Consider the following 20334-nt stretch of genomic DNA (forward strand, 5'->3'; position numbering starts at 1 on the left):
CGCCCTCTCTCCTCGGCTCCCGGCTCAGCAGCCGCCGCAGTTGTAGTAGAGGACGTCCCAGTGGCTGCCCTCGTCGGCGTAGATGTTGCCGGAGCCGGACTGGTACTGCGGGGCGCCGTCGCCGCGGAGGCCGATGTAGCCGAAGTTGTTCTTGATGTACGACGTCACGCACGTGTTCTTGCCGTAGTCGAGCTTGTAGCCGTTCCAGTGGGAGTAGGTGCCGGAGGCGTGGCCGGTCTCGGTGCCGCCGGTGATGTTGAGCGCGCAGCCGCTGGACCGCTTGAGCGTCTGGGCACCCTGGGCGGTGGCGAGGTTGAGCTGCTCGAAGGACGTACAGGTGGAGTTGTAGCGGTCGGAGCAGTTGCCGGAGGACGACCACGTGATGCCGACATCGCGGAACATCTGGGTGGCGGTGGCGTGACTGATCTTGGTGACGGCGAAGGCGTCGGTCGCGGTGCCGAGGACGGCGACGCCCGGGGCGACGACGAGGGCGAGCGCGGTGAGGAGCGCGCGGGGCTTCAGCGGGTTCATGGGGACCTTCCTGCGGTGGGCCATGCTTGCTGGGGTCGGCTGTGCAGGTGGTGCAGGCAGATGGTGCCCGAGTGCGTGGGACGTGCGCCAGGGTGCCGCGCGTGGTGACTTCAGGTAAGGATGTGAACACGTTGCGGATGATGTTGAATTTTGAACCGAATGGGTCTACCTTCTGAGTCACGGGGTTCGTTCAACGTTCAACAAGCCGTTTCGTACCGCACTCGTCATCCGTAGGAGCACGTCATGGGCATCTTCAGCCGCAAGGACACCACCCCCGCCCCCGCCGCGCAGGCCGCGGCCGCCCCCGATCTGACCGCGCTGACCGGCGACTACACGATCGACCCGGCCCACAGCTCGATCGGTTTCGTCGCCCGGCACGCCATGGTCACCAACGTCAAGGGCAGCTTCCAGGACTTCACCGGCACGCTGCACCTGGACGGCGCCGACCCCGCGAAGTCCACCGCCACGCTCGACGTCCAGGTGGCGAGCATCGAGACCGGCAACGCCGACCGCGACGGCCACCTGAAGTCCTCCGACTTCTTCAAGATCGACGAGTTCCCGACGATGACGTTCCGCTCCACCAAGGCGGAGTCCCTCGGCGGCGACGACTACCGCATCACCGGCGACCTCTCCCTGCTCGGCGTCACCAAGCCGCTCACCATCGACCTGGAGTTCAACGGCTCCGCCCAGGACCCCTTCGGCAACCAGCGCGTCGGCTTCGAGGGCAAGGCCGAGATCCTGCGCTCCGAGTGGGGCCTGACCTGGAACGCGGCCCTGGAGACGGGCGGCGTCCTGGTCTCCGACAAGATCAAGCTGGTCTTCGACATCTCGGCCATCAAGCAGGCGTGAGGTGCTCGGGGGGGGCGTCAGGGGCAGGTGGCCGTGGGGATGGGCGACCGGGGGTGGGCGAGCCCCCGGGCGGCGACAAGTGGCCGTGGGGCCGCTCGCTTCTGGGCCAGTGTCGTGCTTCCGCGGTCCGCGTCAAGGGCGCTGCGCGTCGCCTTCGGCGATGGCCCTCCGGCCCACCCTTGACCCGGCCCGCTCCAGCCCGGATCAGAAGCGAGCGAGCGACCCGAAAGAGCAGTGGCCCAGCCCGGCACCGGGCCCTCGGGCATGCCGCCCAGCACCGTCGGCGGGGGTGCGCAGCCGCGCCTCGCAAGGACGCCGGGTCGGCTAAGCGACTTCCGGCCCGGAGGGTGGGGCGCGGTCGCACCTCGCCGGCACGCCGGGCGGGCTAAGCGGCTCCCCACCCGGAGGGTGGGGCGCGGTCGCGCCTGGCATGGATGCCGGGCGCGATTGGGGGCGAACGCCCGGGGGGCGGGGTGCGCGGTCGCGCCTCGCCAGCACGCCGGGCGAGATTGGCGGCGAGCGGCCGGTGGGCGGGGTGCGCGGTCGCACCTCGCCGGCACGCCGGGCGAGACTGGCGACGAACGCCCGGTGGGCGGGGTGCGCGATCGCACCTCGCCGGCACGCCGGGCGGGCTTGGCGGCTCCCCGCCCGGAGGGTGGGGCGCGGTCGCACCTCCCCAGCACGCCGGGTGAGATTGGCGGCGAACGCCCGGTGGGCGGGGTGCGCGGTCGCACCTCGCCAGCACGCCGGGTGGGCTTGGCGGCGAGCGGCCGGGGGATGGGGCCCGGAGGGCCGTCGTGGGCGCGCTTGGGCCGTCCGGTGAGGGCAGTCCAGCAACCTCCCTTCGGGAGATCGCCCCTCCCACCGTCATTGGCAAGCAACTGTCGGGACTGGCGGCAATGGGCCAGGTGAGCGGGCAGTGCCGGTCGGCGGAGTGGCCCGAATCCGCCAATCACCTCAGCCGTGTGACCAGAGGGGCTGATGGGTCGTCCCCGCTTGACCAGCGAGGCCGTTGGGGCGCCGTCGCCCCTCCTTCCGCCCGCCTCCACTGCCCCACCCCCCCTTTCACCCGCCGGGCCGGAGCCGCCAAGCCGTCTCGGCGTGCAGGCGAGGCGCGAGCGCGCCACACCCACCGAGCCGGAAGCCGCTTAGCCCACCCGGCGTGCGGGCGAGGCGCGGACGCGTCCGGCCGGTGGCGGTGCCGTCACAGTGCCGGGAAGTCGCCGACCCCGCCGGCCACCGTCTTTCCGGGCCGCCCGCTCGCTTCTCCCTTGTGCTGGAGCGAGTCGTGTCAAGGGGCGGCCGTAGGCCGATCGCCGCAGGCGACGCGTAGCGCCCTTGACTCGGCTCGCGGAAGCACGACAATCGCCGAGAAGCGGGCGGCCCCACGGTCACGCCACCGCACCGGGTCACCGCAGCCGACCCGGAACGGTCACCCCCTCCCCCCGCGCCGCGAACTCGCACCACACGAATTTCCCCGGGTTCCGCTCCCCCACCCCCCACTTGTCCGCCAAGGCCGCCACCAGCAGCAGGCCCCGGCCGCGTTCCGCTTCCGGGGACGTCTCCGGGGCGCGGACCTCACCCGGGCCGCTGTCGTGCACCTCCACCCTCAAGACACCGTCCCCGTGCAGCGTCAGTCGGGGGTGGAAGCCGCAGCCGGCGGGGACGCCGTGGACGAGGGCGTTGGTCGCCAACTCGCTCACGCACAGCAGCTCGTCGCTGCGCTCGGTCCTGGTCCAGTCGGTCAGTGTCTCCCGTGCGAACTCCCTCGCGAGCCGCACCGACCTGCGGTCGCGGCGGTAGAACGTCTGGCGCGTCCGGGGGTGTTGGGGTTCCTCGTCCATGACGCGAGTGTCACTGTGCGTCACTACACTGGGTCAGTGAGTGAAGTCGTAGTCCTCATCGCTACGAGTCCACTACGAGAGCTGCGGGTGCGTACGGGGGAAAGGTACGGCCATGCACGTGGCGACGAGGCCCAAGAAGGTCGGTTCGTGGTACGCGGTCGGTGCGCTGGTGGCGCACTTCCGGAAGAAGGCGCGTCTCACGCAGGAACAGTTCGCGGAGGCGGCGAACCTCGCCGGGGACACGGTGCGCTCCATCGAGCAGGGGAGGCTCGCCCTCCAGCCGGACCGGGCCGAGCAGTTCGATGAACTCCTCGGCACGGGCGGGGCGTTAACGGTGGTCGTCGCCAAGCTGCCGGTACGGGATCGGATCGTGCAGTTCGCGCAGGGGCTCATCGATCACGAGCAGGAGGCGGTCGGGATCCTGTCGTACCAGAGCCTGGCGGTTCCCGGGCTGCTGCAGACTCCCGAGTACTGCCGCGCAGTGTTCAACTATCGCTACCCGGCGCTGGGGACCGAGACGGCTGAACAGTGGGTTCAGGCCCGCATGGAACGGCAGCTGATCTGGCAGCGGGAGAGGCCTCCCGTGGGGCACTTCATCATGGAGGAAGGCATCTTGCGGCGGCCGGTAGGTGGGCCGGACGTCATACGTGAGCAGTTTCGGCAGATCCTGGAGTACACCACCCCGGCGCACATGAGCTTCCAGATCATGCCGACGCATCCGACTCCTCACGCAGCCCTCGACGGACCCATGGTGCTCTTGGAGACTCCGGAACACGAACGACTCGTCTACCTGGAAGTTCAGCGCGCCAGCTTCCTCATCGATGACCCAGAAGAGGTCAGCGACTACCACCACAAGTATGGGATGCTGCGGACTCAGGCGCTCTCCTGCGACGAGCGCGAGCGCTTCCTGACGGGACTGCTAGGAGAGTCATGAACACCGCAGCACTGGCGTGGTTCAAGTCCAGCTACAGCGGCAGTGAGGGCGGCGACTGCCTCGAACTCGCCTACACCTGGCGCAAGTCCAGCCACAGCGGCAGCGAAGGCGGCAACTGCCTGGAAGTAGCCACCACCGCCTCCACCATCCACATCCGTGACTCCAAGACCCCCGCCGGCCCCACCCTCACCCTCTCCCCCGTCACCTGGAGCGAGTTCCTTGACGGCATCGCCCGCTGAAACGGAATGGGTCCCCATCGCCTCGTACGAGAACGTGCCGGGGCGGCCGAACCCCATGCGGGAACTGCTCGGTTGACTGCGTGAGCGCGGCATCGACTGGATGCCGTTCGCGGAGACGGAGCTGCGGTTCGACCTGATGTGCCGCAGGGGCGACGACGGGCACTGGCACGGCACGATCGTGGTGAACGTCGGCGCCGTCGCGCTGTGGCGGCTCGGGCTGCATCCCGGGCAGCCGGCCTCGCTCGTGGCCGGGCCCTCGCCGCCGGGCTGGTGGCATGCCGCCGGGGAGCGGTACGCCTCCCGGCGGAAGATCGTCCGGCGGCACGGGAAGTGACCGCTCAGAAGCCGCCGCCGAAGTCCCCTCCGCCGTCGCCCCCGCCGTCGAAGCCGCCGCCGTCGCCGAAGCCGCCGCCGAAGTCGCCGGGGTCGAAGTCGGTGCCGGAGACGTCGCCGCCCTCGTATCCGCCGCCGCCGAAGTCGCCGTACCCGGTCCCGTAGTCGGCGCCGTACGCAGGAGTGGCCATCAGGCCGCCCAGCATGGTGCCGACGAGGAGGCCGGGGAGGAGGCCGCCGCCGAAGTAGCCGCCGGCCCAGGGGCCGTAGGCGGGGCCCGCGTCCCAGTAGGGGCGGCGGCCGTAGTCGGTGTCGACCTCGCGGACGACGGGGTCGCGGCCGTCGGCCAGGCGGGTGGCGTCGGCGGCGCAGACGGGGACCTGGCGCGGGGCGCCGCCGGGCGGGGTCCAGGTGGCGTCGGAGACCGAGGGGCCGTGGCGCGGGTCGAAGAAGCACGGTGGCCGGCGTTCCGGGAGCGGGCGGTGTTCGCGGCGGGCGGCGAGCTGGGCGAGGGAGAAGCGGCCGTCCTCCAGTGCCTCGGTGACCGTCCGCACGTCCTCCGGTCTGTGCGCCGCGCCCATCCGCTGCTTGGCGGTCTCGTAGGCGTCCAGGGCCCGCTCGTAGTCGGCGCGCATCGCGTCGTCGGCGCCCGCTTCCGAGGGGTGGAAGTCGAGGCGGTCGAGTTCCTCGCCGAACGCGGTGATGTCCTCGTCGACGACCACCCGCAGCCGCTCCAGGGCCGCCCGCTGTTCCTGCTCGCGGCGCTTGCGGGTGCGGCGGACCAGCGCGTAGGCGCCCGCTCCGGCGGCCACCAGGACGGCGGCCGTCGTGATCAGCGCCGTGCCGGACATGCCGCCGTCGCCGACCGAGCCGCCCCAGCTGCGCGGGGCGTGGCCGCCCATGTTGACGAGGGCGCGGTCGGTGAAGTCGGCCAGCTGGGACTTGGCGTCCTCGCCCTGGACGCTGCGGACCAGGTTCTGCCGGGCCGTGGCCGGCATGACGGAGGAGTCGGCGCGGGCGTCGAAGCGGTCGCCGAGGCGGATGCCGTACAGGCCGGTGACGCCGGTCGCCGAGCGCAGGTCGGCGAAGAGGTTCGTGGTGGGGTATCCGGCCGGGAGGACGGCGATGAACAGGGGTTTGCCGGCGTCCTTGATCCGGGTGGCGAGCGTGTCGGCGTCCGCGGCGGACAGCTGGTCCCGGGCCGCCGGGTCGACGTAGACGGGGCTCTGGCGCAGGGCGCGGGCGACCGCGGAGACGCTGGTGTCGGCGCTCGCCCCGGTCGGGCACAGGGTGGCCAGCACCAGGGCCAGGACGGCCAGGAGCAGGGCGGGGAGGCTTCGGGTCCGCGGCACGGCCTTCATACCTTGAAACTACCCGAAACCTCCCCAAACCGGTCGTTCATCCGGCGCCGGGGTCAGGCCGCCCGGTACGCCTGCGCCAGCTTCTCCACCGCCTTCGCGTACCGGCCGGTCAGCAGCAGGTGGTCGGCGTCGGCGAAGGGCCCCGACACCGCCTGGGTGAGGTGGCCGCCCGTCTGCTGCTGGACGAGCAGCCGTGCCCGGGTGACCAGCGCGCGTCCGGTGCGGTCGTCGCGGTGCCGCTCGGCCGCCGCGGCCCGGGCGGCGAGGTCGCGCAGGGTGGCCGTACCGCCCTTCGGGGCCGGGGCGAGGGTGGTCAGGCCCCAGCCGTAGGGGAACTGCGGGTCGTACGACGCGTCGCCCACGTTGATCGGCAGCTGGGCCTGCGAGCGGGGCCAGGTGACCGGGAGCTGTCCGGTGAAGGGGCGCTTGCCGTAGAGAACGTCGGCGACGCCCTCGCCCTCGGTGCCGGGCAGCCAGGAGGCGACGAGGGCGTCGATCCCGTCCAGCCGGTCGCCGACCAGCTGCGGGCGGCCCGAGACGATCAGGACCGCGCACTTCATGGCCGCGCAGACCTTGTCGACGGCGGCCTGGTCGGCTGCGGACAGCGACAGCGAGTGGCCGTTGCCGACGTCGCCGACGCCCTCGGCGTACGGGGTCTCGCCGACCACGACCACGCCGGCGTCGTAGCCGCCGGTGGGAGCAGAGGCGTCCTTCGAGTAGGTGACGTCCCCGCCCGCCTTCCGCAGGCCGTCCAGGATCGTCGTGCCGGGGACGGTGTTGCCGGAGGCGCCCTGCCAGGTGAGGGTCCAGCCGCCGGTCTGGTTGCCGATGTCGTCGGCGTTGGACCCGGCGACGTACACCTTCTCGCTCTTCTTCAGCGGCAGCAGCCCGCCCGCGTTCTTCAGCAGCACCTGCGACTCGGCGGCGGCCCGGCGGGCGACCTCCCGGTGGGCGCGGGAGCCGATGGCGGCGGCACCGCCGGTGTCGGCGTACGGGTGCTCGAAGAGGCCGAGCCGGAACTTCTGGGTGAGGATGCGGGAGACAGCGTCGTCGATCCGCTTCCCGCTGATCCGGCCGGCCTTCACCTCGTCGGCGAGCGCGGTGCTGAACTCCTTGTAGGTGTACGGCACCATCATCATGTCGACGCCCGCCTCGACGGAGGTGCGGACGTGGGACGCGTAGTCGCCGGGGAGCTGGTCGATGGCGTTCCAGTCGCTGATGACGAACCCGTCGAAGCCCATGCGGCCCTTGAGCACGCCGTTGATCATGTCGCCGCGGGCGTGCATCTTCACCGCGCCCTTGCCGTCGCCGGTGATGTCCAGGGAGGAGTACGACGGCATGACCGTGGCGATGCCCCGGTCGACGGCCTCGCGGTACGGCGCCAGGTGGATGTCCTGAAGCTGCTCGCGGGTGACGGTGGTGACGCCCTGGTCGGTGGTGTACGTGCCGGTGGTCGAGGAGCCGTACGCGGTGCCGCCGTCGCCCACGAAGTGCTTGGCCGTGGCGAGCACCTTGTCGCCGCGCGCCAGGTCCTCGCCGTTCGCGCGGCCCTGGAGGCCCTGGATCACGGTCTCCATGGACTCCACGAGTGCCGGGTCCTCGCCGAAGGACTCGTAGGAGCGGCCCCAGCGTTCGTCACGGCTCACGCACAGGCAGGGCGCGAAGTCCCAGGGGACGCCGGTCGCGCGGACCTCGGCGGCCGTCACCGCGCCTGTCTCATGGGCGAGTCGGGGATCGCGGGTCGCGCCGATGCCCACGTTGTGCGGCATGACGGTGGCGCCGGAGAGGTTGTTGTGGCCGTGGACGGCGTCGACGCCGTAGACGAGCGGGATCTGGAAGCGCGTGGCCCGGGTGCGCAGCTGGAAGGCGTCGATCATCTTCGCCCAGGCCCCGGGGGTGTTGGGCGTGGGTGTCGAGCCGCCGCCGGAGAGCAGGGAGCCGAGGCCGTAGGCGGCGATGTCGGCTCCCTGGCCGACGGCTCCGCGCTCGGCCTGGGTCATCTGGCCGGCCTTCTCGGCCAGGGACATCCGGCTCAGCAGGTCGGCGACCCGCTTGCGCACCGGCAACTTGGCGTTCAGGTACGGCAGTCCGTGCGCGTCGATCACGATCTGCGGGGTCTCGGCGGGGGCCTTCGCTCCGGTGACCGTGAGCTTGAGGGGGATCGTCTCGGCGGGTTCGGCCGCCCGGTCCCGGCGGGTGGGCACCTCGACGGTCCGTGCGGTGCCGGAGGCGGTGCCGGCCGGGAAGGTGAGGGTGCCGGAGACGGGGGTGTAGTCCGTGCCGGGGGTCGCGGTGCCGTCCGCCGTGGCGTAGGTGACGGTGACCGGGTCGGTGAGGGGCTGGTCGCCGGTGGTGGCCACGGTGACCTTCACCCTGGCCGTCCGCCCCTGCTCCACGGGGTGGACGGGGGCGTCGGTGGTGACGGAGGCCCGCAGCGCCTGGTCGGCCCTGCCGTACAGCTCCACGTCGTCCAGGGCGAAGTCGCCCTTGGTGCCGGCCGGGAGGGTGAGGGCGTAGCCCCACATCTCCTTGAGGCCGAGGACGTGGTCGATGCCGCCGACGGGCTGGTAGTCGGTGCGGTAGGCGAAGTCGGTGAAGGGGAGCTCGATCCGCTTCCAGCCGGTGAAGTCGTCGGTGAAGGAGGTGGTCCAGAGTTCGGACGCCTCCCCGTTCGCCCCGCCGTCCTTGATCTCGAAGGCGATCTTCCGGCCGTTGTTCCGGCCGTCCCACCACAAGCGGATGCCCTGGTGGCCGGACCAGTCGTGGGCGGGCGCGGTGGCGGCGAAGTCGTGGGTGAAGCCGCCGTACCCGCTGATGTCGTAGGTGCCGGCCAGGACCTTGCCGCCCTCGGGGGCGTCGGCGCGGTCGGCGAGGCGGAGCGTGGGCGGGTCGTCGGAGTCGCCGCCCCAGGTGAAGATGCCCTCGGCGGGCTGGGAGGCGAAGGGCACCTCGCCCTCGAAGCGGTCGACCCGGACAGGAGCGGGCTCGTCGGCGGCTCGCGCGGTCGCCGCCCAGGGCAGCAGACCGGCGAGGAGTGCGGCGGAGGCGAGCAGGGCGGTTCTGCGCATGGACCTTCCCTCGGCTCTCGTGGTTCACTCAGGACTTAGCTCACGCCGTGAGTTAACTAGGGCCACACACCCCCGTCAAGACGGCCCGTCAGCTCCGCCGATCCGAGAAGGAAGGGCGACGCACCATGAGGAGAACCCCCCGCGCGGTCCGGCTGCTGCTCGCCGGACTGCTCTCCGCAGTCGGCGTCAGTGCCGCCGTACCCCCCGCGCACGCGGCCGGTGAGCAGGTCACCGCCTGGCTCACCACCACCGACGACTCCGCCGGCCGGCACGTCGTACGCGGCCTCCAGCCGCAGGCCCCGTTCGCCTTCCAGTCCGGGGCGGGCGGTGGCGGCGAGAACATCACCGTGGACGAGAACACCCGCTACCAGACGTTCACCGGCGGCGGCGCGTCCTTCACGGACACCGCGGCCTGGCTGATGAACAGCAGCGGGGCGCTGTCCCAGACGACCCGGGACGCGACCCTGCGCAAGCTGTTCTCGCCCACGGACGGCATCGGCCTGTCGTTCCTGCGCAATCCGATGGGCGCCTCCGACCTCGCCCGCTACGGCTACACCTACGACGACGTGCCGGCCGGGCAGACCGACCCGTCCCTGGCGAAGTTCTCCATCGCGCACGACCTCGCCGACGTCGTCCCGCTGACCAGGCAGGCGCTCCGGCTGAACCCGGCGCTGACGGTGATGGCGTCGCCGTGGACGGCACCGGCGTGGATGAAGGACAGCGGCTCGCTGGGCGGCGGCTGGCTGAAGGCGGAGGACTACGGGGCGTACGCCTCCTACTTCGTGAAGTACCTCCAGGCCTACAAGGACCAGGGGGTCGACGTCTCGTACGTCACCGCGCAGAACGAGCCCACCTGCTGTTCCGGCTACCCGTCGATGAGCTGGAACGCGAGCGGCCTCGCCTACTTCACCAAGAGCGAGCTGCTGCCCAGGCTCCAGGCGGCCGGCCTGGCCACCAAGGTGCTGGCGCACGACTGGAACTGGGACGTGTACGACTCCTACGCCGCCCAGACCGTGGACGACCCGGCCGTGCGCAACCACCCCAATTTCGGCGGGATCGCCTGGCACGGCTACGGCGGTGACGTCACCGAGCAGACGTCCGTGCACGACCGGTACCCGGCGCTGGACGCCTTCGGCACCGAGCACTCCGGCGGCACCTGGATCACCGACCAGCAGCGCGAGGACATGTCGAACATCATCGACTACACGCGCAACTGGGCGAAGTCGGTGACCAAGTGGTCGCTGGCCGTGGACCAGAACATGGGCCCGCACAACGGCGGCTGCGGCACCTGCACCGGCCTGATCACCGTGCACAACGGCGACGGTGCGAGCGGGACCGTGGACTACACCGTCGAGTACTACGACATGGGCCACCTGACCAAGTTCGTCCGCCCCGGCGCCCAGCGCATAGCCTCCACGGCCTCCACCGCGGTACCGAACGTGGCCTGGCGCAACCCGGACGGCAGCAAGGCCCTGATCGCGTACAACGGCTCCTCCTCGGCGAAGACGGTCACCCTGAACTGGGGTGCCCAGCACGCCACTTACTCACTGCCCGGGCGGACCTCGGCCACCTTCACCTGGTCCGGCACGCAGTCCGGCGGCGGCAGGACCGGCGCCTTCGTGGGGCTGGCCGGCAAGTGCCTGGACGTGGCGGGCGGTTCGAGCGCCGACGGCACGGCGGTGCAGCTCTACGACTGCAACGGCAGCACGGCCCAGCAGTGGACCGTGCAGTCCGACGGGTCGGTGCAGGCGCTCGGCAAGTGCCTGGACGTGTCCTCCGGTTCGGCCGCGGACGGGGCCAAGGTGCAGTTGTACGACTGCAACGGAACCGGTGCCCAGCGGTGGTCGTACAACGCGGCCACGGGTGATGTGGTGAACACGGCGGCGGACAAGTGCCTCGACGTCACGGACAACTCGTCGGCGAACGGGGCCCGGGCCCAGATCTGGACGTGCACGGGGGCCGCCAACCAGAAGTGGACGCTGCGGTGAGGCGGTAGGGCGGGACATGCGACACACGGGGGCCGTGGCGGTGGGGATCGCCGGCGGGATGCTGCTGCTGAGCGGCTGCGCCGCCGTCGACCTGCCGCTCGCGGGGGTGCGGGCCGGCGCGGACGGGACGCCGTACGCGGTGTTCCGGCCGTGCGGTGACGACGGCTACCGGGGCCCGTACCTGGACGGGCGGACCCGTGGCGAGGGCGACGGTCCGATCACCACCGGGTGGGAGTCGAAGAAGGAGGGGCTGCGCGGCGACGCCGAGTTCCCCCTGTTCGACCCGCCGGCGAAGTGGCGGGCCAGGCACCGGGGGAAGCGGGAGCCGCTGCCCCGGCACGAGTACGTCCTCGGGTTCGGGCACTACGTCGGTGGCGACTCCTACAACGGGGTCGCGAGGTTCACCACCGAGCAGATCGGCCGGCTGCGGCCCGGGCAGGTGTGGGCCGACGACCGGGTGATGAGCCTGCGCGCGTTCGAGCGGGTCGCCGCGGACGCCTGCTGAGCGGGAGCGGTGTGGCGTGGTGCGGATCGGCCGCCGCCGGACCATGGTGGGGGTATGACCACACCGCAGGATCTGTTCCTCGTCAGCCTGGACGTGCCCGGTGACCGCCCCGTCGAGCAGGGCGACCTGGCGCTGGCACTCGCCGGCGCCGAGCTGGTCGACCTGCTCGCCGCCCGGGCCCTCACCCTGGACGGCGAGCGCATCGTGCCCGGACCGGTGCTGACCACGGGTGACCGGATGCTGGACGAGGCGGGGGCGGCGCTGGTACGGCGGGAGCCGTACGAGACCGTCGCGGACTGGCTGTGGCGGCGGGGCGAGGGGCTGACCGTGGCCTACCGGGACACCCTGGAGGCCGACGGGCAGGTCACCGGCAGGCACCGGCGCCGGCTGCCGGGCCGCGGCCGGGACGACGTACCGGCCGACACCGCCGCCCGGCGCCACGCGACCGACCGCTGGGAGTCCCGCGACCCCGTCCTCACCGGCCTCGCCGCCACCCTCGGCATCCAGGACGACCGGCCGGCCGGCCCGGAGCCCGAGGACGAGGCCGTCGTCACCGTCCTGCTCGCGGTCGGCGACGCGGTGACCGAACTGGAGGCCGTCCGCGAACGCCGCCGCATCGAGAACATCGCCTTCGACAACATCTGGCGGGCGCCCTGAGCCTCCCGGCCGCCACCGGCCGCCACCGGCCGCGAAGGACCGGCCGCCTCACGGGACCAGCTGGCCGATGCCCAGCAGGTTGCCCTCGCTGTCGCGGAACCACGCGCCGCGCTCCCCGCTCGCGCCCTTGCTCGGGTAGTTGCCGTCGATCTCGGCGATGCCCTCCCGAGTGCGGAACCCGGGGGCGTCGACCTCCTCGAAGACCACGCCCCGGCGGCGCAACTCCGCGACGACACCCTCGATGTCGTCCACCTCGAAGGCCATCTGGGTGAAGGTGCCGGGCGAGGCCCCCGTCGAGCGGAACACGACGAAGTCCACGCCCGCGCACCGGTACAGCAGCCCGCCGGGCCGCTCGTCCACCGGGTGCAGGCCGAGCTTCTCGGCGTAGAAGCGCCGGGCCCGGTCCAGGTCCCGCGCGGGCAGCCGGGTCGCGACGCGGGCCCCGGACAGCACGTCACTGGTGTGTGAGGTCATACCTCCACTGTGGCTACCGGGCCGGTTCCACGCCCGCGCGCAGGAGGCCGTAGGTGTAGGCGTCCTCCAGGGCCTGCCAGGATGCGGCGATGACGTTCTCGGCGACACCGACCGTGGACCACTCGCCGGAGCCGTCCGAGGTGGAGATCAGCACCCGGGTGGTGGAGGAGGTGCCGTGCTTGCCCTCCAGGATGCGGACCTTGTAGTCGACCAGGTCCAGCTTGGCGAGCTGCGGGTAGATCTTCTCCAGCGCCACGCGCAGGGCGCGGTCCAGGGCGTTGACCGGGCCGTTGCCCTCGGCGGTGGCGACGATCCGCTCGCTCTTGGCCCACAGCTTCACCGTGGCCTCGTTGGCGTGGGTGCCGTCGGGGCGGTCCTCGACGATGGCCCGCCAGGACTCCACGTCGAAGTACTTCAGCGGGCGGCCCTCGACCTCGGCGCGCAGCAGCAGCTCGAAGGAGGCGTCGGCGGCCTCGTAGGTGTAGCCCTGGAGTTCGCGCTCCTTCACGCGCTCGACCACCCGGCCGACCAGTTCGCGGTCGCCGCCCAGGTCGATGCCGAGCTCCTTGCCCTTCAGCTCGACGGAGGCGCGGCCCGCCATGTCGGAGACCAGCATGCGCATGGTGTTGCCGACCAGTTCGGGGTCGATGTGCTGGTACAGGTCCGGGTCGACCTTGATGGCGGAGGCGTGCAGGCCGGCCTTGTGGGCGAAGGCGGAGACACCGACGTACGGCTGGTGGGTGGAGGGGGTGAGGTTGACGACCTCGGCGATGGCGTGCGAGATCCGGGTCGTCTCGCGGAGCCTGCCGTCGGGCAGCACCTTCTTGCCGTACTTCAGTTCCAGGGCCGCGACCACCGGGAACAGGTTGGCGTTGCCGACGCGCTCGCCGTAGCCGTTGGCCGTGCACTGCACGTGCGTGGCGCCCGCGTCGACGGCGGCGAGGGTGTTGGCGACCGCGCAGCCGGTGTCGTCCTGGGCGTGGATGCCGAGCCGGGCGCCGGTGTCGGCGAGGACCGTGGCGACGACCGCGTGCACCTGGGCGGGGAGCATGCCGCCGTTGGTGTCGCAGAGGATGACCACGTCGGCGCCGGCCTCCGCGGCCGTGCGGACGACGGCCTTGGCGTACGCGGGGTTGGCGCGGTAGCCGTCGAAGAAGTGCTCGCAGTCCACGAAGACCCGGCGGCCCTGCTCGCGCAGGTACGACACGGTGTCGCGGACCATCTCCAGGTTCTCGTCCAGGGTCGTGCGCAGCGCCAGCTCCACGTGCCGGTCGTGCGACTTGGCGACCAGCGTGATCACCGGGGCGCCGGACTCCAGCAGGGCGTTGACCTGCGGGTCCTCAGCGGCCTTCGCGCCGGCGCGGCGGGTGGCGCCGAAGGCGACCAGCTGCGCGTGCCGGAAGTCGATCTCGGCCTGCGCGCGGGCGAAGAACTCGGTGTCGCGGGGGTTCGCGCCGGGCCAGCCGCCCTCGATGAAGCCCACGCCGAAGTCGTCCAGGTGCCGGGCGATGGCGAGCTTGTCCGCGACGGTGAGGTTGATGCCCTCGCGCTGCGCGCCGTCGCGCAGCGTGGTGTCGAAGACGTGGAACGAGTCGTCGAGCTCGCTGGTTGCCGTCTCGGTCATGGTCTCAAGGCTCCTGTTGTGGATCTTCGGTCTGTACCGGATGGACCGGCTCCACCGTTCCTCCATGCTCCCTCGCGCTCCGTCGCCGGCTGAAGGTGGGCCGGAAAACGAAAAAACCCCTCGCGGGTGCGAGAGGTCTGCGCGCGGGTCGAGGACGACGGTGGCCACCCGCACCTGGTCGTACGAGGTGGTCACTGCGGACCGGCGCGCCTGCTGCCAATAATCATGGCGAACGAGAGCACGGGGGCAGTCTGGCACAGCCCCGCCCCCGGCTCACCGCCCGTCTCAGGATGCGGTCGTCACGGTGGACTCCGCGGATCCGTCCCCGGCCTCCCGGGCGGCCTTCACCCGGCCCAGGTCCAGGTCCTTGGTCTCGCGCATCATGACGTACACCACGAGGGACACGGCGGCGCAGGCGGCCACGTACCAGGAGAAGCCGGACTCGATGCCGCCCTTCTTGAACCACAGCGCCACGTACTCGGCGGTGCCGCCGAAGAGGGCGTTGGCGAGGGCGTACGGCAGGGCGACGCCGAGCGCGCGGACACCGGTCGGGAACAGCTCGGCCTTCACGCAGGCGTTGATGGAGGTGTAGCCGGTGACCACGACCAGCGCGAGCAGGGCGAGGCCGAGGGCGGACCAGTAGCCGTCCGCGTGCCGGAGCAGCGTCATGATCGGGACCGTCAGGAAGGTGGAGCCGACGGCGAAGGTGATCAGCAGCGGGCGGCGGCCGATGCGGTCGGAGAGGGCGCCCGCGAGCGGCTGGAGGCAGGCGAAGACGATCAGCGCGGTGAAGGAGACCAGGGTCGCGGTCTGCTTGGACAGGCCCGCCGAGTTGGACAGGTACTTGGTGAGGTAGGTGGTGTACGTGTAGTAGGCCACCGTGCCGCCCATGGTGAGGGCGACGACCAGGAACGCCTCCCGCCGGTGCCGCCACAGCGCGCGCAGGGTGCCGCGCTCCCCGGCCTGCGAGGTGTCCTCCTCGTACACCTCGGTCTCCAGCATGTTGCGGCGCAGGTAGAAGACGACGGCCGCGCCGAGCGCGCCGACGACGAACGGGATGCGCCAGCCGTAGCTGTGCAGGGCGTCGTCGGACATCGTGCGCTGGAGGACGATCTGCAGGCCGAGGCCGACGATCTGGCCGGCGGTCATGGACACGTACTGGAAGCTGGAGGCGAAGCCGCGGCGCCCCGGGTCCGAGGCCTCGGTCAGGTAGGTGGCGCTGGCCGCGTACTCGCCGCCCACGGACAGGCCCTGGAGCAGGCGGGCGACGAGCAGGACGAGCGCGCCGCCGTAGCCCGCGACCCCGTAGGTGGGGGCGACGGCGATGAGGACCGCCGAGGCCGACATCAGCGTCACGGTCAGCGTCAGCGCGGCCTTGCGGCCCTTGCGGTCACCGACCCTGCCCAGCAGCCAGCCGCCGACGGGACGCATGAAGAAACCCACGGCGAAGATGCCGGCCGTGTTCATCAGCTGGGCGGTGGGGTTGCCGCTCGGGAAGAAGGCACCGGCGAAGTACGTGGCGAAGCTCGCGTACACGAACCAGTCGTACCACTCGACCATGTTCCCGGCCGAGCCGACCCAGATCTTCTTCCAGTGTTGTCGTCCCATGGGCCGTTACCTGCCCGTCGGCGGAGCGAACGATTCCTCCGGCGGCCGGCCGCGACGGACCCGCAGCTATCCGGCCGGCAACGCGTCCTCGACGAACTCCCGCACGTGCCGGAGCACTTGCTCCCGGTCGGCGCCCCGCAGTCCGATCGCCACGTGGATGGAGAATCCGTCGAGCAGCGCACGCAGCCGCGAGGCGAACCGGTCCGCGTCCACCCGCCGGAACTCCCCCCGCGAGATCCCCTCGGCGATCAGCGCGACCAGGTCCCGGTGCCACGCGCCCTCGATCGCGGCCTGCCGGGCACGCGCGTCCTCGTCGGCGTTCTGCGAGCGGTTCCAGACCTCCAGCCACAGCGTCCAGTGCGGATCGCGGTGCCCGTCGGGGACGTACAGGTCGACGTACGCGGAAAGCCGCTCCCGCGCGCTCCCGGGGCCGGTCAGCAGCCGCCCCCGTTCCGCGCCCAGCCGGCCCTCGCTCCACTCCAGGGTCTGGAGCAGCAGCTCGTCCTTGGAGCGGAAGTAGTACAGGAGATGGCCGCTGCTCATGCCGACCTCGCGGCCCAGCCCCGCCATGGTGAGCTTCTCCAGACCGCGCTCGGCGATCATGTCCATGGCGGCAGCGAGGACCTCCTCGCGCGGCGGCGCGTTCCTGCGCGCCCGGCCCGCACCGGCCATCTGCTGCTCCCGTGTGTGTCAGACCTTCGGCTGCTGTTGCGTGATGCAGTGGATACCGCCTCCGCCCGCGAAGATCGTACGCGCGTCCACCAGCGTCACCGTGCGTTCGGGGAACAGCCGGCGGAAGATGCCCGCGGCGATCTCGTCGCGCGGGTCGTCGAAGGCGCACAGCACCACGCCGCCGTTGCACAGGTAGTGGTTGATGTAGGAGTAGTCGGCCCAGTGGCCGTCGGCCTCCAGGGCGGTCGGCGCGGGCACCTCCACGACCTCCAGGCGGCGGCCCCGCGCGTCGGTCGCCGACTTCAGCAGGCCGATGACCTCCTTGGTGACCTCGTGGTCGGGGTGCGCCGGGTCCGGCTGATGGTGCGCGACCACGACACCCGGCCGGGCGAAGGCGGCGACGATGTCGACGTGGCCCAGGGTGCCGAAGCCATAGGGAGGATAGTCGCCGGTCAGGCCGCGCGGCAGCCAGATCGCCTTGCTGGTGCCGAGGTGGGCGTGGATCTCCGCCTCGACCTCCTCCTTCGACCAGTGCGGGTTGCGCTCGGGGCCGAGCTGCACGGTCTCGGTGAGCAGCACGGTGCCCTCGCCGTCGACGTGGATCGCCCCGCCCTCGTTGACCAGCTTCGAGGCGTACGCCTTCGCGCCCGCGAGGTCGCAGACGTACGCGCCGATCCCGGCGTCGTGCTCCCAGCGGGCCCAGTCCTGGGCGCCCCAGCCGTTGAACGTCCAGTCGACGGCGGCCAGCCGGCCCTTTCCGTCGGTGAGGAAGGTGGGGCCGATGTCCCGCATCCAGGCGTCGTCCAGCTCCCGCTCGACGGTGTCGATGCCGGGGCCGAGCAGGGCCCGCGCCCCGGCGGCCTGGCCGGGGCCGCACACGACCGTCACCGGTTCGAAGCGGCGCACCGCGCGGGCGACGGACGCCCAGGCGGTCCGGGAGGCGGCCAGGTCGTCCGGGTCGTCGAAGGTCGGATTGGGGCCGGGCCAGGCCATCCAGGTGCGCTCGTGCGGGGTCCACTCGGCGGGCATGCGGAAGCCGTCGGCGGCGGGGGTGGTCATGTCGGGTCCCTGGTGGTTAGAGGAAGTAGAGGCGGTTGAGGGAGACGGAGTCGGCCGGCTCGGAGCGCAGCGGGTCGCCGTCGAGGGTGACCAGACCGGTGCGCTGGTCGACGTCCACCGCCCCGGTACGGGAGTTCAGGCGCAGGTCGGCGGGGCCGATGCCCCGGGTGCCGCGCACGGCGACCCTTCTGCGGCGCGTCGGCATGGTGTCGTTGCCCTGGTCGAGCGCCGCCCGGGCGACGAACGCCACCGAGAGGTCGGCGGCCGTGGCGCCGTACGCCCCGAACTGGGGTCCCAGGACGAGGGGTTCGCAGGTGTCGGTGGCCGCGTTGGGGTCGCCGACCACGCCGTACGCCGGGAAGCCGGACTTGAGGACGAGCTGCGGCTTGGCACCGAAGTACTCCGGACGCCACAGCACGATGTCGGCGAGCTTGCCGGCCTCGATCGAGCCGACTTCGTGCGAAAGGCCGTGCGCGATGGCCGGGTTGATCGTCAGCTTGGCCATGTAGCGCAGCACGCGGGCGTTGTCGTCGCCCTCGCCGTCGCCCTCCAGCGGGCCCAGCTCGGCCTTCATCTTCGCGGCCATGGCGAACGTACGGCGGACCGTCTCACCGGCGCGGCCCATGCCCTGGGCGTCGGAGGAGGTGATGCCGATCGCACCCAGGTCGTGCAGCACGTCCTCGGCGCCCATCGTGCCGGCCCGGATGCGGTCGCGGGCCATGGCGGCGTCGCCGGGCAGGTCGGGCTTGAGGTCGTGGACGGAGACGATCATGCCGTAGTGCTCGGCGACCGCGTCCCGGCCGAAGGGCAGGGTGGGGTTGGTGGAGGAGCCGATGACGTTCGGCACGCCGGCCATCTTCAGCACGTTGGGCACGTGTCCGCCGCCGCAGCCCTCGATGTGGAAGGCGTGGATCGTGCGGCCCTCCAGCACCCGGAGGGTGTCCTCGACCGACAGGCACTCGTTCAGGCCGTCGCTGTGCAGGGCCACCTGGACGTCGTGCTCCTCGGCGACCCGCAGCGCGGTGTCCAGGGCGCGGGTGTGGGCGCCCATGTCCTCGTGCACCTTGAAGCCGCTCGCCCCGCCCTCGGCCAGGGCCTCGATCAGCGGTGCCTCGTGGGAGGAGGAACCCCGGCCCAGGAAGCCGATGTTCACCGGCCAGGCGTCGAAGGCGTTGAAGGCGTGCCGCAGCGCCCAGGGCGAGTTGACGCCGACGCCCCACACCGGGCCGAACTCCTGCCCGACGACCGTGGTGACACCGGAGGCGAGGGACGCCTCCATGATCCGCGGCGACAGCAGGTGGACGTGGGTGTCGACGGCCCCGGCGGTGGCGATCAGCCCCTCGCCGGAGACGATCGAGGTGCCGGTGCCGACGACGACGTCGACGCCGTCGAGGGTGTCGGGGTTGCCGGCGCGGCCGATCGCGCAGATCCGGCCCTCGCGGATGCCGATGGAGACCTTCCTGATCCCCTGCACCGCGTCGATCACGACGACGTTGCTGATCACCACGTCACAGGTCGCGCGGACGGCGGCGGCCTTCAGGTGCAGCCCGTCGCGGGCGGTCTTGCCGAAGCCGGCGAGGAACTCGTCGCCGTACCGCTGCGCGTCGGACTCGACGCGCACGGTGAGCCCGGAGTCGCCGAGGCGGATCCGGTCGCCGGCGCGGGGTCCGTGGGTGGCGGCGTACTCGTGGGGCGTGAGGCGGCGGGCTTGTGCCGGGTGCCCTCCGGGTCGGCTCATCGGTTGCCCTCCTCCTCGGGAACGCCCAGGTATCCGCAGGCGGCGGCCCTGCGGAGGGCCTCCTGCTTCGCACCGGGCGCGTCCAGCGGCCCGTCGACCAGGCCGGCGAAGCCGATCGCGATCCGCTCGCCGCCGACCGGCACCAGCCCGACCTCCTCGCTCTCCCCCGGTCCGAAGCGGACGGAGGAGCCGGCGGGTACGGCGAGCCGCATGCCGTAGGCCTGTCCGCGGTCGAAGTCGAGCCGCGGGTTGGCCTCGAAGAAGTGGAAGTGGGAGGTGACGGAGACCGGCACGGTCGCGGTGTTGGTCACGCGCAGCCGGACGACCGGCGCGGGGTCGGCGTGCTGCGGGCCGGGGAGCAGGGCGCCCGGGGCGTGCGCGCCGAGGCCTCCCCCTGCTTCGCGGGGGGACCCCCAGCCGATGGGGTCGGAGACGACCGCGAGCCGGGAGCCGTCGTCGAAGACGGCCTCGACCATCACCTCGGTGACGACGTCGGCGACGCCCGGCAGGACGTCCTCGGGACCGAGGACCGAGCGGGCCGCCTCGACGGCCTCGGCGAGCCGCCTGCCGTCCCGGGCCGCCTCGCACACGGTGTCCGCGATCAGCGCGGTGGCCTCGGGCACGTTCAGCCGCAGGCCGCGCGCCCGGCGGGCGCGGGCCAGTTCGGCGGCTCCGAAGAGCAGCAGCCGGTCACGTTCCGTGGGGGTCAGTCGCACGACTCGGCACCTCCTTGCCTTCCCCAGATTAGAGCACCACTCTAAACACAGATTTCATGACGCGGAAGCATTGACCGGGAGCCTGGCCGCACGTCACATTGAACGTCGCTCTAATCCAGTGGGGCGGCCGTCGA

Annotated in this window: 18 protein-coding genes; 7 read left to right on the forward strand and 11 right to left on the reverse strand. The window is 72.0% G+C overall.

From position 1 onward, the window contains the following. Positions 1–24: 24 nt before the first annotated feature. A complete protein-coding gene (locus IG05_RS0126910) occupies positions 25–531 on the reverse strand; it encodes a hypothetical protein (protein ID WP_030346576.1) in 507 nt (168 codons plus the stop codon). Between the two features lie 243 nt (positions 532–774). Here IG05_RS0126910 and IG05_RS0126915 point away from each other — a divergent pair, with 243 nt between their 5' ends. Next, entirely contained in the window at positions 775–1380 is a 606-nt protein-coding gene (locus IG05_RS0126915) for a YceI family protein (protein ID WP_030346577.1), read from the forward strand. A gap of 1409 nt (positions 1381–2789) precedes the next feature. On the opposite strand, the gene IG05_RS0126920 is transcribed toward IG05_RS0126915, so the two are convergent. Further along, the gene (locus IG05_RS0126920) at positions 2790–3224 is read right to left on the reverse strand and encodes an ATP-binding protein (RefSeq protein WP_030346578.1); all 435 of its coding nucleotides are present in this window, start codon (positions 3222–3224) and stop codon (positions 2790–2792) included. Between the two features lie 112 nt (positions 3225–3336). On the opposite strand from IG05_RS0126920, the gene IG05_RS0126925 reads away from it, so the two are divergent. The 3 genes from IG05_RS0126925 to IG05_RS0126935 all read left to right on the forward strand — a co-directional run bounded on the left by IG05_RS0126925 (position 3337) and on the right by IG05_RS0126935 (position 4731). Next, positions 3337–4158 (forward strand): helix-turn-helix domain-containing protein, encoded by an 822-nt coding sequence (locus IG05_RS0126925; protein WP_030346579.1) that lies wholly within the window; start codon positions 3337–3339, stop codon positions 4156–4158. Further along, the gene (locus tag IG05_RS0126930; protein ID WP_030346581.1) at positions 4155–4397 is read left to right on the forward strand and encodes a DUF397 domain-containing protein; all 243 of its coding nucleotides are present in this window, start codon (positions 4155–4157) and stop codon (positions 4395–4397) included. The genes IG05_RS0126925 and IG05_RS0126930 overlap by 4 nt, the downstream gene beginning before the upstream one ends. A 100-nt stretch (positions 4398–4497) precedes the next feature. Further along, positions 4498–4731 carry a hypothetical protein gene (locus IG05_RS0126935; RefSeq protein ID WP_030346582.1) on the forward strand — a complete coding sequence of 78 codons (234 nt, stop codon included), beginning with the start codon at positions 4498–4500 and terminating at the stop codon, positions 4729–4731. A gap of 4 nt (positions 4732–4735) precedes the next feature. Here IG05_RS0126935 and IG05_RS0126940 read toward each other — a convergent pair whose 3' ends face one another. Next, positions 4736–6091, reverse strand: a complete 1356-nt coding sequence (locus IG05_RS0126940; protein WP_030346583.1) for a hypothetical protein — start codon at positions 6089–6091, stop codon at positions 4736–4738. A 53-nt stretch (positions 6092–6144) separates the two neighbouring features. Continuing rightward, the gene (locus IG05_RS0126945; protein ID WP_030346584.1) at positions 6145–9159 is read right to left on the reverse strand and encodes a glycoside hydrolase family 3 protein; all 3015 of its coding nucleotides are present in this window, start codon (positions 9157–9159) and stop codon (positions 6145–6147) included. Between the two features lie 125 nt (positions 9160–9284). Between IG05_RS0126945 and IG05_RS0126950 the strand changes: the two genes are divergently transcribed. From IG05_RS0126950 to IG05_RS0126960, 3 genes are read left to right on the forward strand one after another with little or no spacing between them, the layout of a single operon-like run. After that, complete coding sequence (locus IG05_RS0126950; protein WP_030346585.1) at positions 9285–11147, forward strand: ricin-type beta-trefoil lectin domain protein; 1863 nt, start codon at positions 9285–9287, stop codon at positions 11145–11147. 16 nt (positions 11148–11163) lie between these two features. Continuing rightward, the gene (locus IG05_RS0126955; RefSeq protein WP_234336041.1) at positions 11164–11652 is read left to right on the forward strand and encodes a hypothetical protein; all 489 of its coding nucleotides are present in this window, start codon (positions 11164–11166) and stop codon (positions 11650–11652) included. Positions 11653–11706: 54 nt separating this feature from the next. Next, positions 11707–12309: a GPP34 family phosphoprotein gene (locus tag IG05_RS0126960; protein WP_030346588.1), complete on the forward strand. Its 603-nt coding sequence runs from the start codon at positions 11707–11709 to the stop codon at positions 12307–12309. Between the two features lie 48 nt (positions 12310–12357). On the opposite strand, the gene IG05_RS0126965 is transcribed toward IG05_RS0126960, so the two are convergent. The 7 genes from IG05_RS0126965 to ureA form a co-directional block, all read right to left on the reverse strand. Then, positions 12358–12783: a VOC family protein gene (locus IG05_RS0126965; protein WP_030346589.1), complete on the reverse strand. Its 426-nt coding sequence runs from the start codon at positions 12781–12783 to the stop codon at positions 12358–12360. Between the two features lie 13 nt (positions 12784–12796). Continuing rightward, a complete protein-coding gene (gene cimA, locus IG05_RS0126970; RefSeq protein WP_030346590.1) occupies positions 12797–14407 on the reverse strand; it encodes a citramalate synthase in 1611 nt (536 codons plus the stop codon). Positions 14408–14692: 285 nt separating this feature from the next. After that, complete coding sequence (locus tag IG05_RS0126975) at positions 14693–16015, reverse strand: MFS transporter (RefSeq protein WP_030346591.1); 1323 nt, start codon at positions 16013–16015, stop codon at positions 14693–14695. Between the two features lie 66 nt (positions 16016–16081). Beyond that, complete coding sequence (locus tag IG05_RS0126980) at positions 16082–16687, reverse strand: TetR/AcrR family transcriptional regulator (protein WP_030346593.1); 606 nt, start codon at positions 16685–16687, stop codon at positions 16082–16084. Between the two features lie 18 nt (positions 16688–16705). After that, the gene (locus IG05_RS0126985) at positions 16706–17746 is read right to left on the reverse strand and encodes an agmatine deiminase family protein (protein ID WP_030346594.1); all 1041 of its coding nucleotides are present in this window, start codon (positions 17744–17746) and stop codon (positions 16706–16708) included. A gap of 16 nt (positions 17747–17762) precedes the next feature. After that, complete coding sequence (locus IG05_RS0126990) at positions 17763–19484, reverse strand: urease subunit alpha (RefSeq protein WP_030346595.1); 1722 nt, start codon at positions 19482–19484, stop codon at positions 17763–17765. Then, positions 19481–20200: an urease subunit gamma gene (gene ureA / locus IG05_RS0126995; RefSeq protein WP_030346596.1), complete on the reverse strand. Its 720-nt coding sequence runs from the start codon at positions 20198–20200 to the stop codon at positions 19481–19483. The genes IG05_RS0126990 and ureA overlap by 4 nt, the downstream gene beginning before the upstream one ends. Positions 20201–20334 lie beyond the last annotated feature (134 nt).

It is taken from the genome of Streptomyces sp. NRRL S-1022 (assembly GCF_000720135.1).
Taxonomy (GTDB): Bacteria; Actinomycetota; Actinomycetes; order Streptomycetales; family Streptomycetaceae; genus Streptomyces.

What these genes read in the sequence shown, in the direction of transcription:
- IG05_RS0126910 (WP_030346576.1), bottom strand. Translation starts at nt 531, where the DNA reads ATGAACCCGCTGAAGCCCCGCGCGCTCCTCACCGCGCTCGCCCTCGTC.
- IG05_RS0126915 (WP_030346577.1), top strand. Translation starts at nt 775, where the DNA reads ATGGGCATCTTCAGCCGCAAGGACACCACCCCCGCCCCCGCCGCGCAG.
- IG05_RS0126920 (WP_030346578.1), bottom strand. Translation starts at nt 3,224, where the DNA reads ATGGACGAGGAACCCCAACACCCCCGGACGCGCCAGACGTTCTACCGC.
- IG05_RS0126925 (WP_030346579.1), top strand. Translation starts at nt 3,337, where the DNA reads ATGCACGTGGCGACGAGGCCCAAGAAGGTCGGTTCGTGGTACGCGGTC.
- IG05_RS0126930 (WP_030346581.1), top strand. Translation starts at nt 4,155, where the DNA reads ATGAACACCGCAGCACTGGCGTGGTTCAAGTCCAGCTACAGCGGCAGT.
- IG05_RS0126935 (WP_030346582.1), top strand. Translation starts at nt 4,498, where the DNA reads ATGCCGTTCGCGGAGACGGAGCTGCGGTTCGACCTGATGTGCCGCAGG.
- IG05_RS0126940 (WP_030346583.1), bottom strand. Translation starts at nt 6,091, where the DNA reads ATGAAGGCCGTGCCGCGGACCCGAAGCCTCCCCGCCCTGCTCCTGGCC.
- IG05_RS0126945 (WP_030346584.1), bottom strand. Translation starts at nt 9,159, where the DNA reads ATGCGCAGAACCGCCCTGCTCGCCTCCGCCGCACTCCTCGCCGGTCTG.
- IG05_RS0126950 (WP_030346585.1), top strand. Translation starts at nt 9,285, where the DNA reads ATGAGGAGAACCCCCCGCGCGGTCCGGCTGCTGCTCGCCGGACTGCTC.
- IG05_RS0126955 (WP_234336041.1), top strand. Translation starts at nt 11,164, where the DNA reads ATGCGACACACGGGGGCCGTGGCGGTGGGGATCGCCGGCGGGATGCTG.
- IG05_RS0126960 (WP_030346588.1), top strand. Translation starts at nt 11,707, where the DNA reads ATGACCACACCGCAGGATCTGTTCCTCGTCAGCCTGGACGTGCCCGGT.
- IG05_RS0126965 (WP_030346589.1), bottom strand. Translation starts at nt 12,783, where the DNA reads ATGACCTCACACACCAGTGACGTGCTGTCCGGGGCCCGCGTCGCGACC.
- cimA (WP_030346590.1), bottom strand. Translation starts at nt 14,407, where the DNA reads ATGACCGAGACGGCAACCAGCGAGCTCGACGACTCGTTCCACGTCTTC.
- IG05_RS0126975 (WP_030346591.1), bottom strand. Translation starts at nt 16,015, where the DNA reads ATGGGACGACAACACTGGAAGAAGATCTGGGTCGGCTCGGCCGGGAAC.
- IG05_RS0126980 (WP_030346593.1), bottom strand. Translation starts at nt 16,687, where the DNA reads ATGGCCGGTGCGGGCCGGGCGCGCAGGAACGCGCCGCCGCGCGAGGAG.
- IG05_RS0126985 (WP_030346594.1), bottom strand. Translation starts at nt 17,746, where the DNA reads ATGACCACCCCCGCCGCCGACGGCTTCCGCATGCCCGCCGAGTGGACC.
- IG05_RS0126990 (WP_030346595.1), bottom strand. Translation starts at nt 19,484, where the DNA reads ATGAGCCGACCCGGAGGGCACCCGGCACAAGCCCGCCGCCTCACGCCC.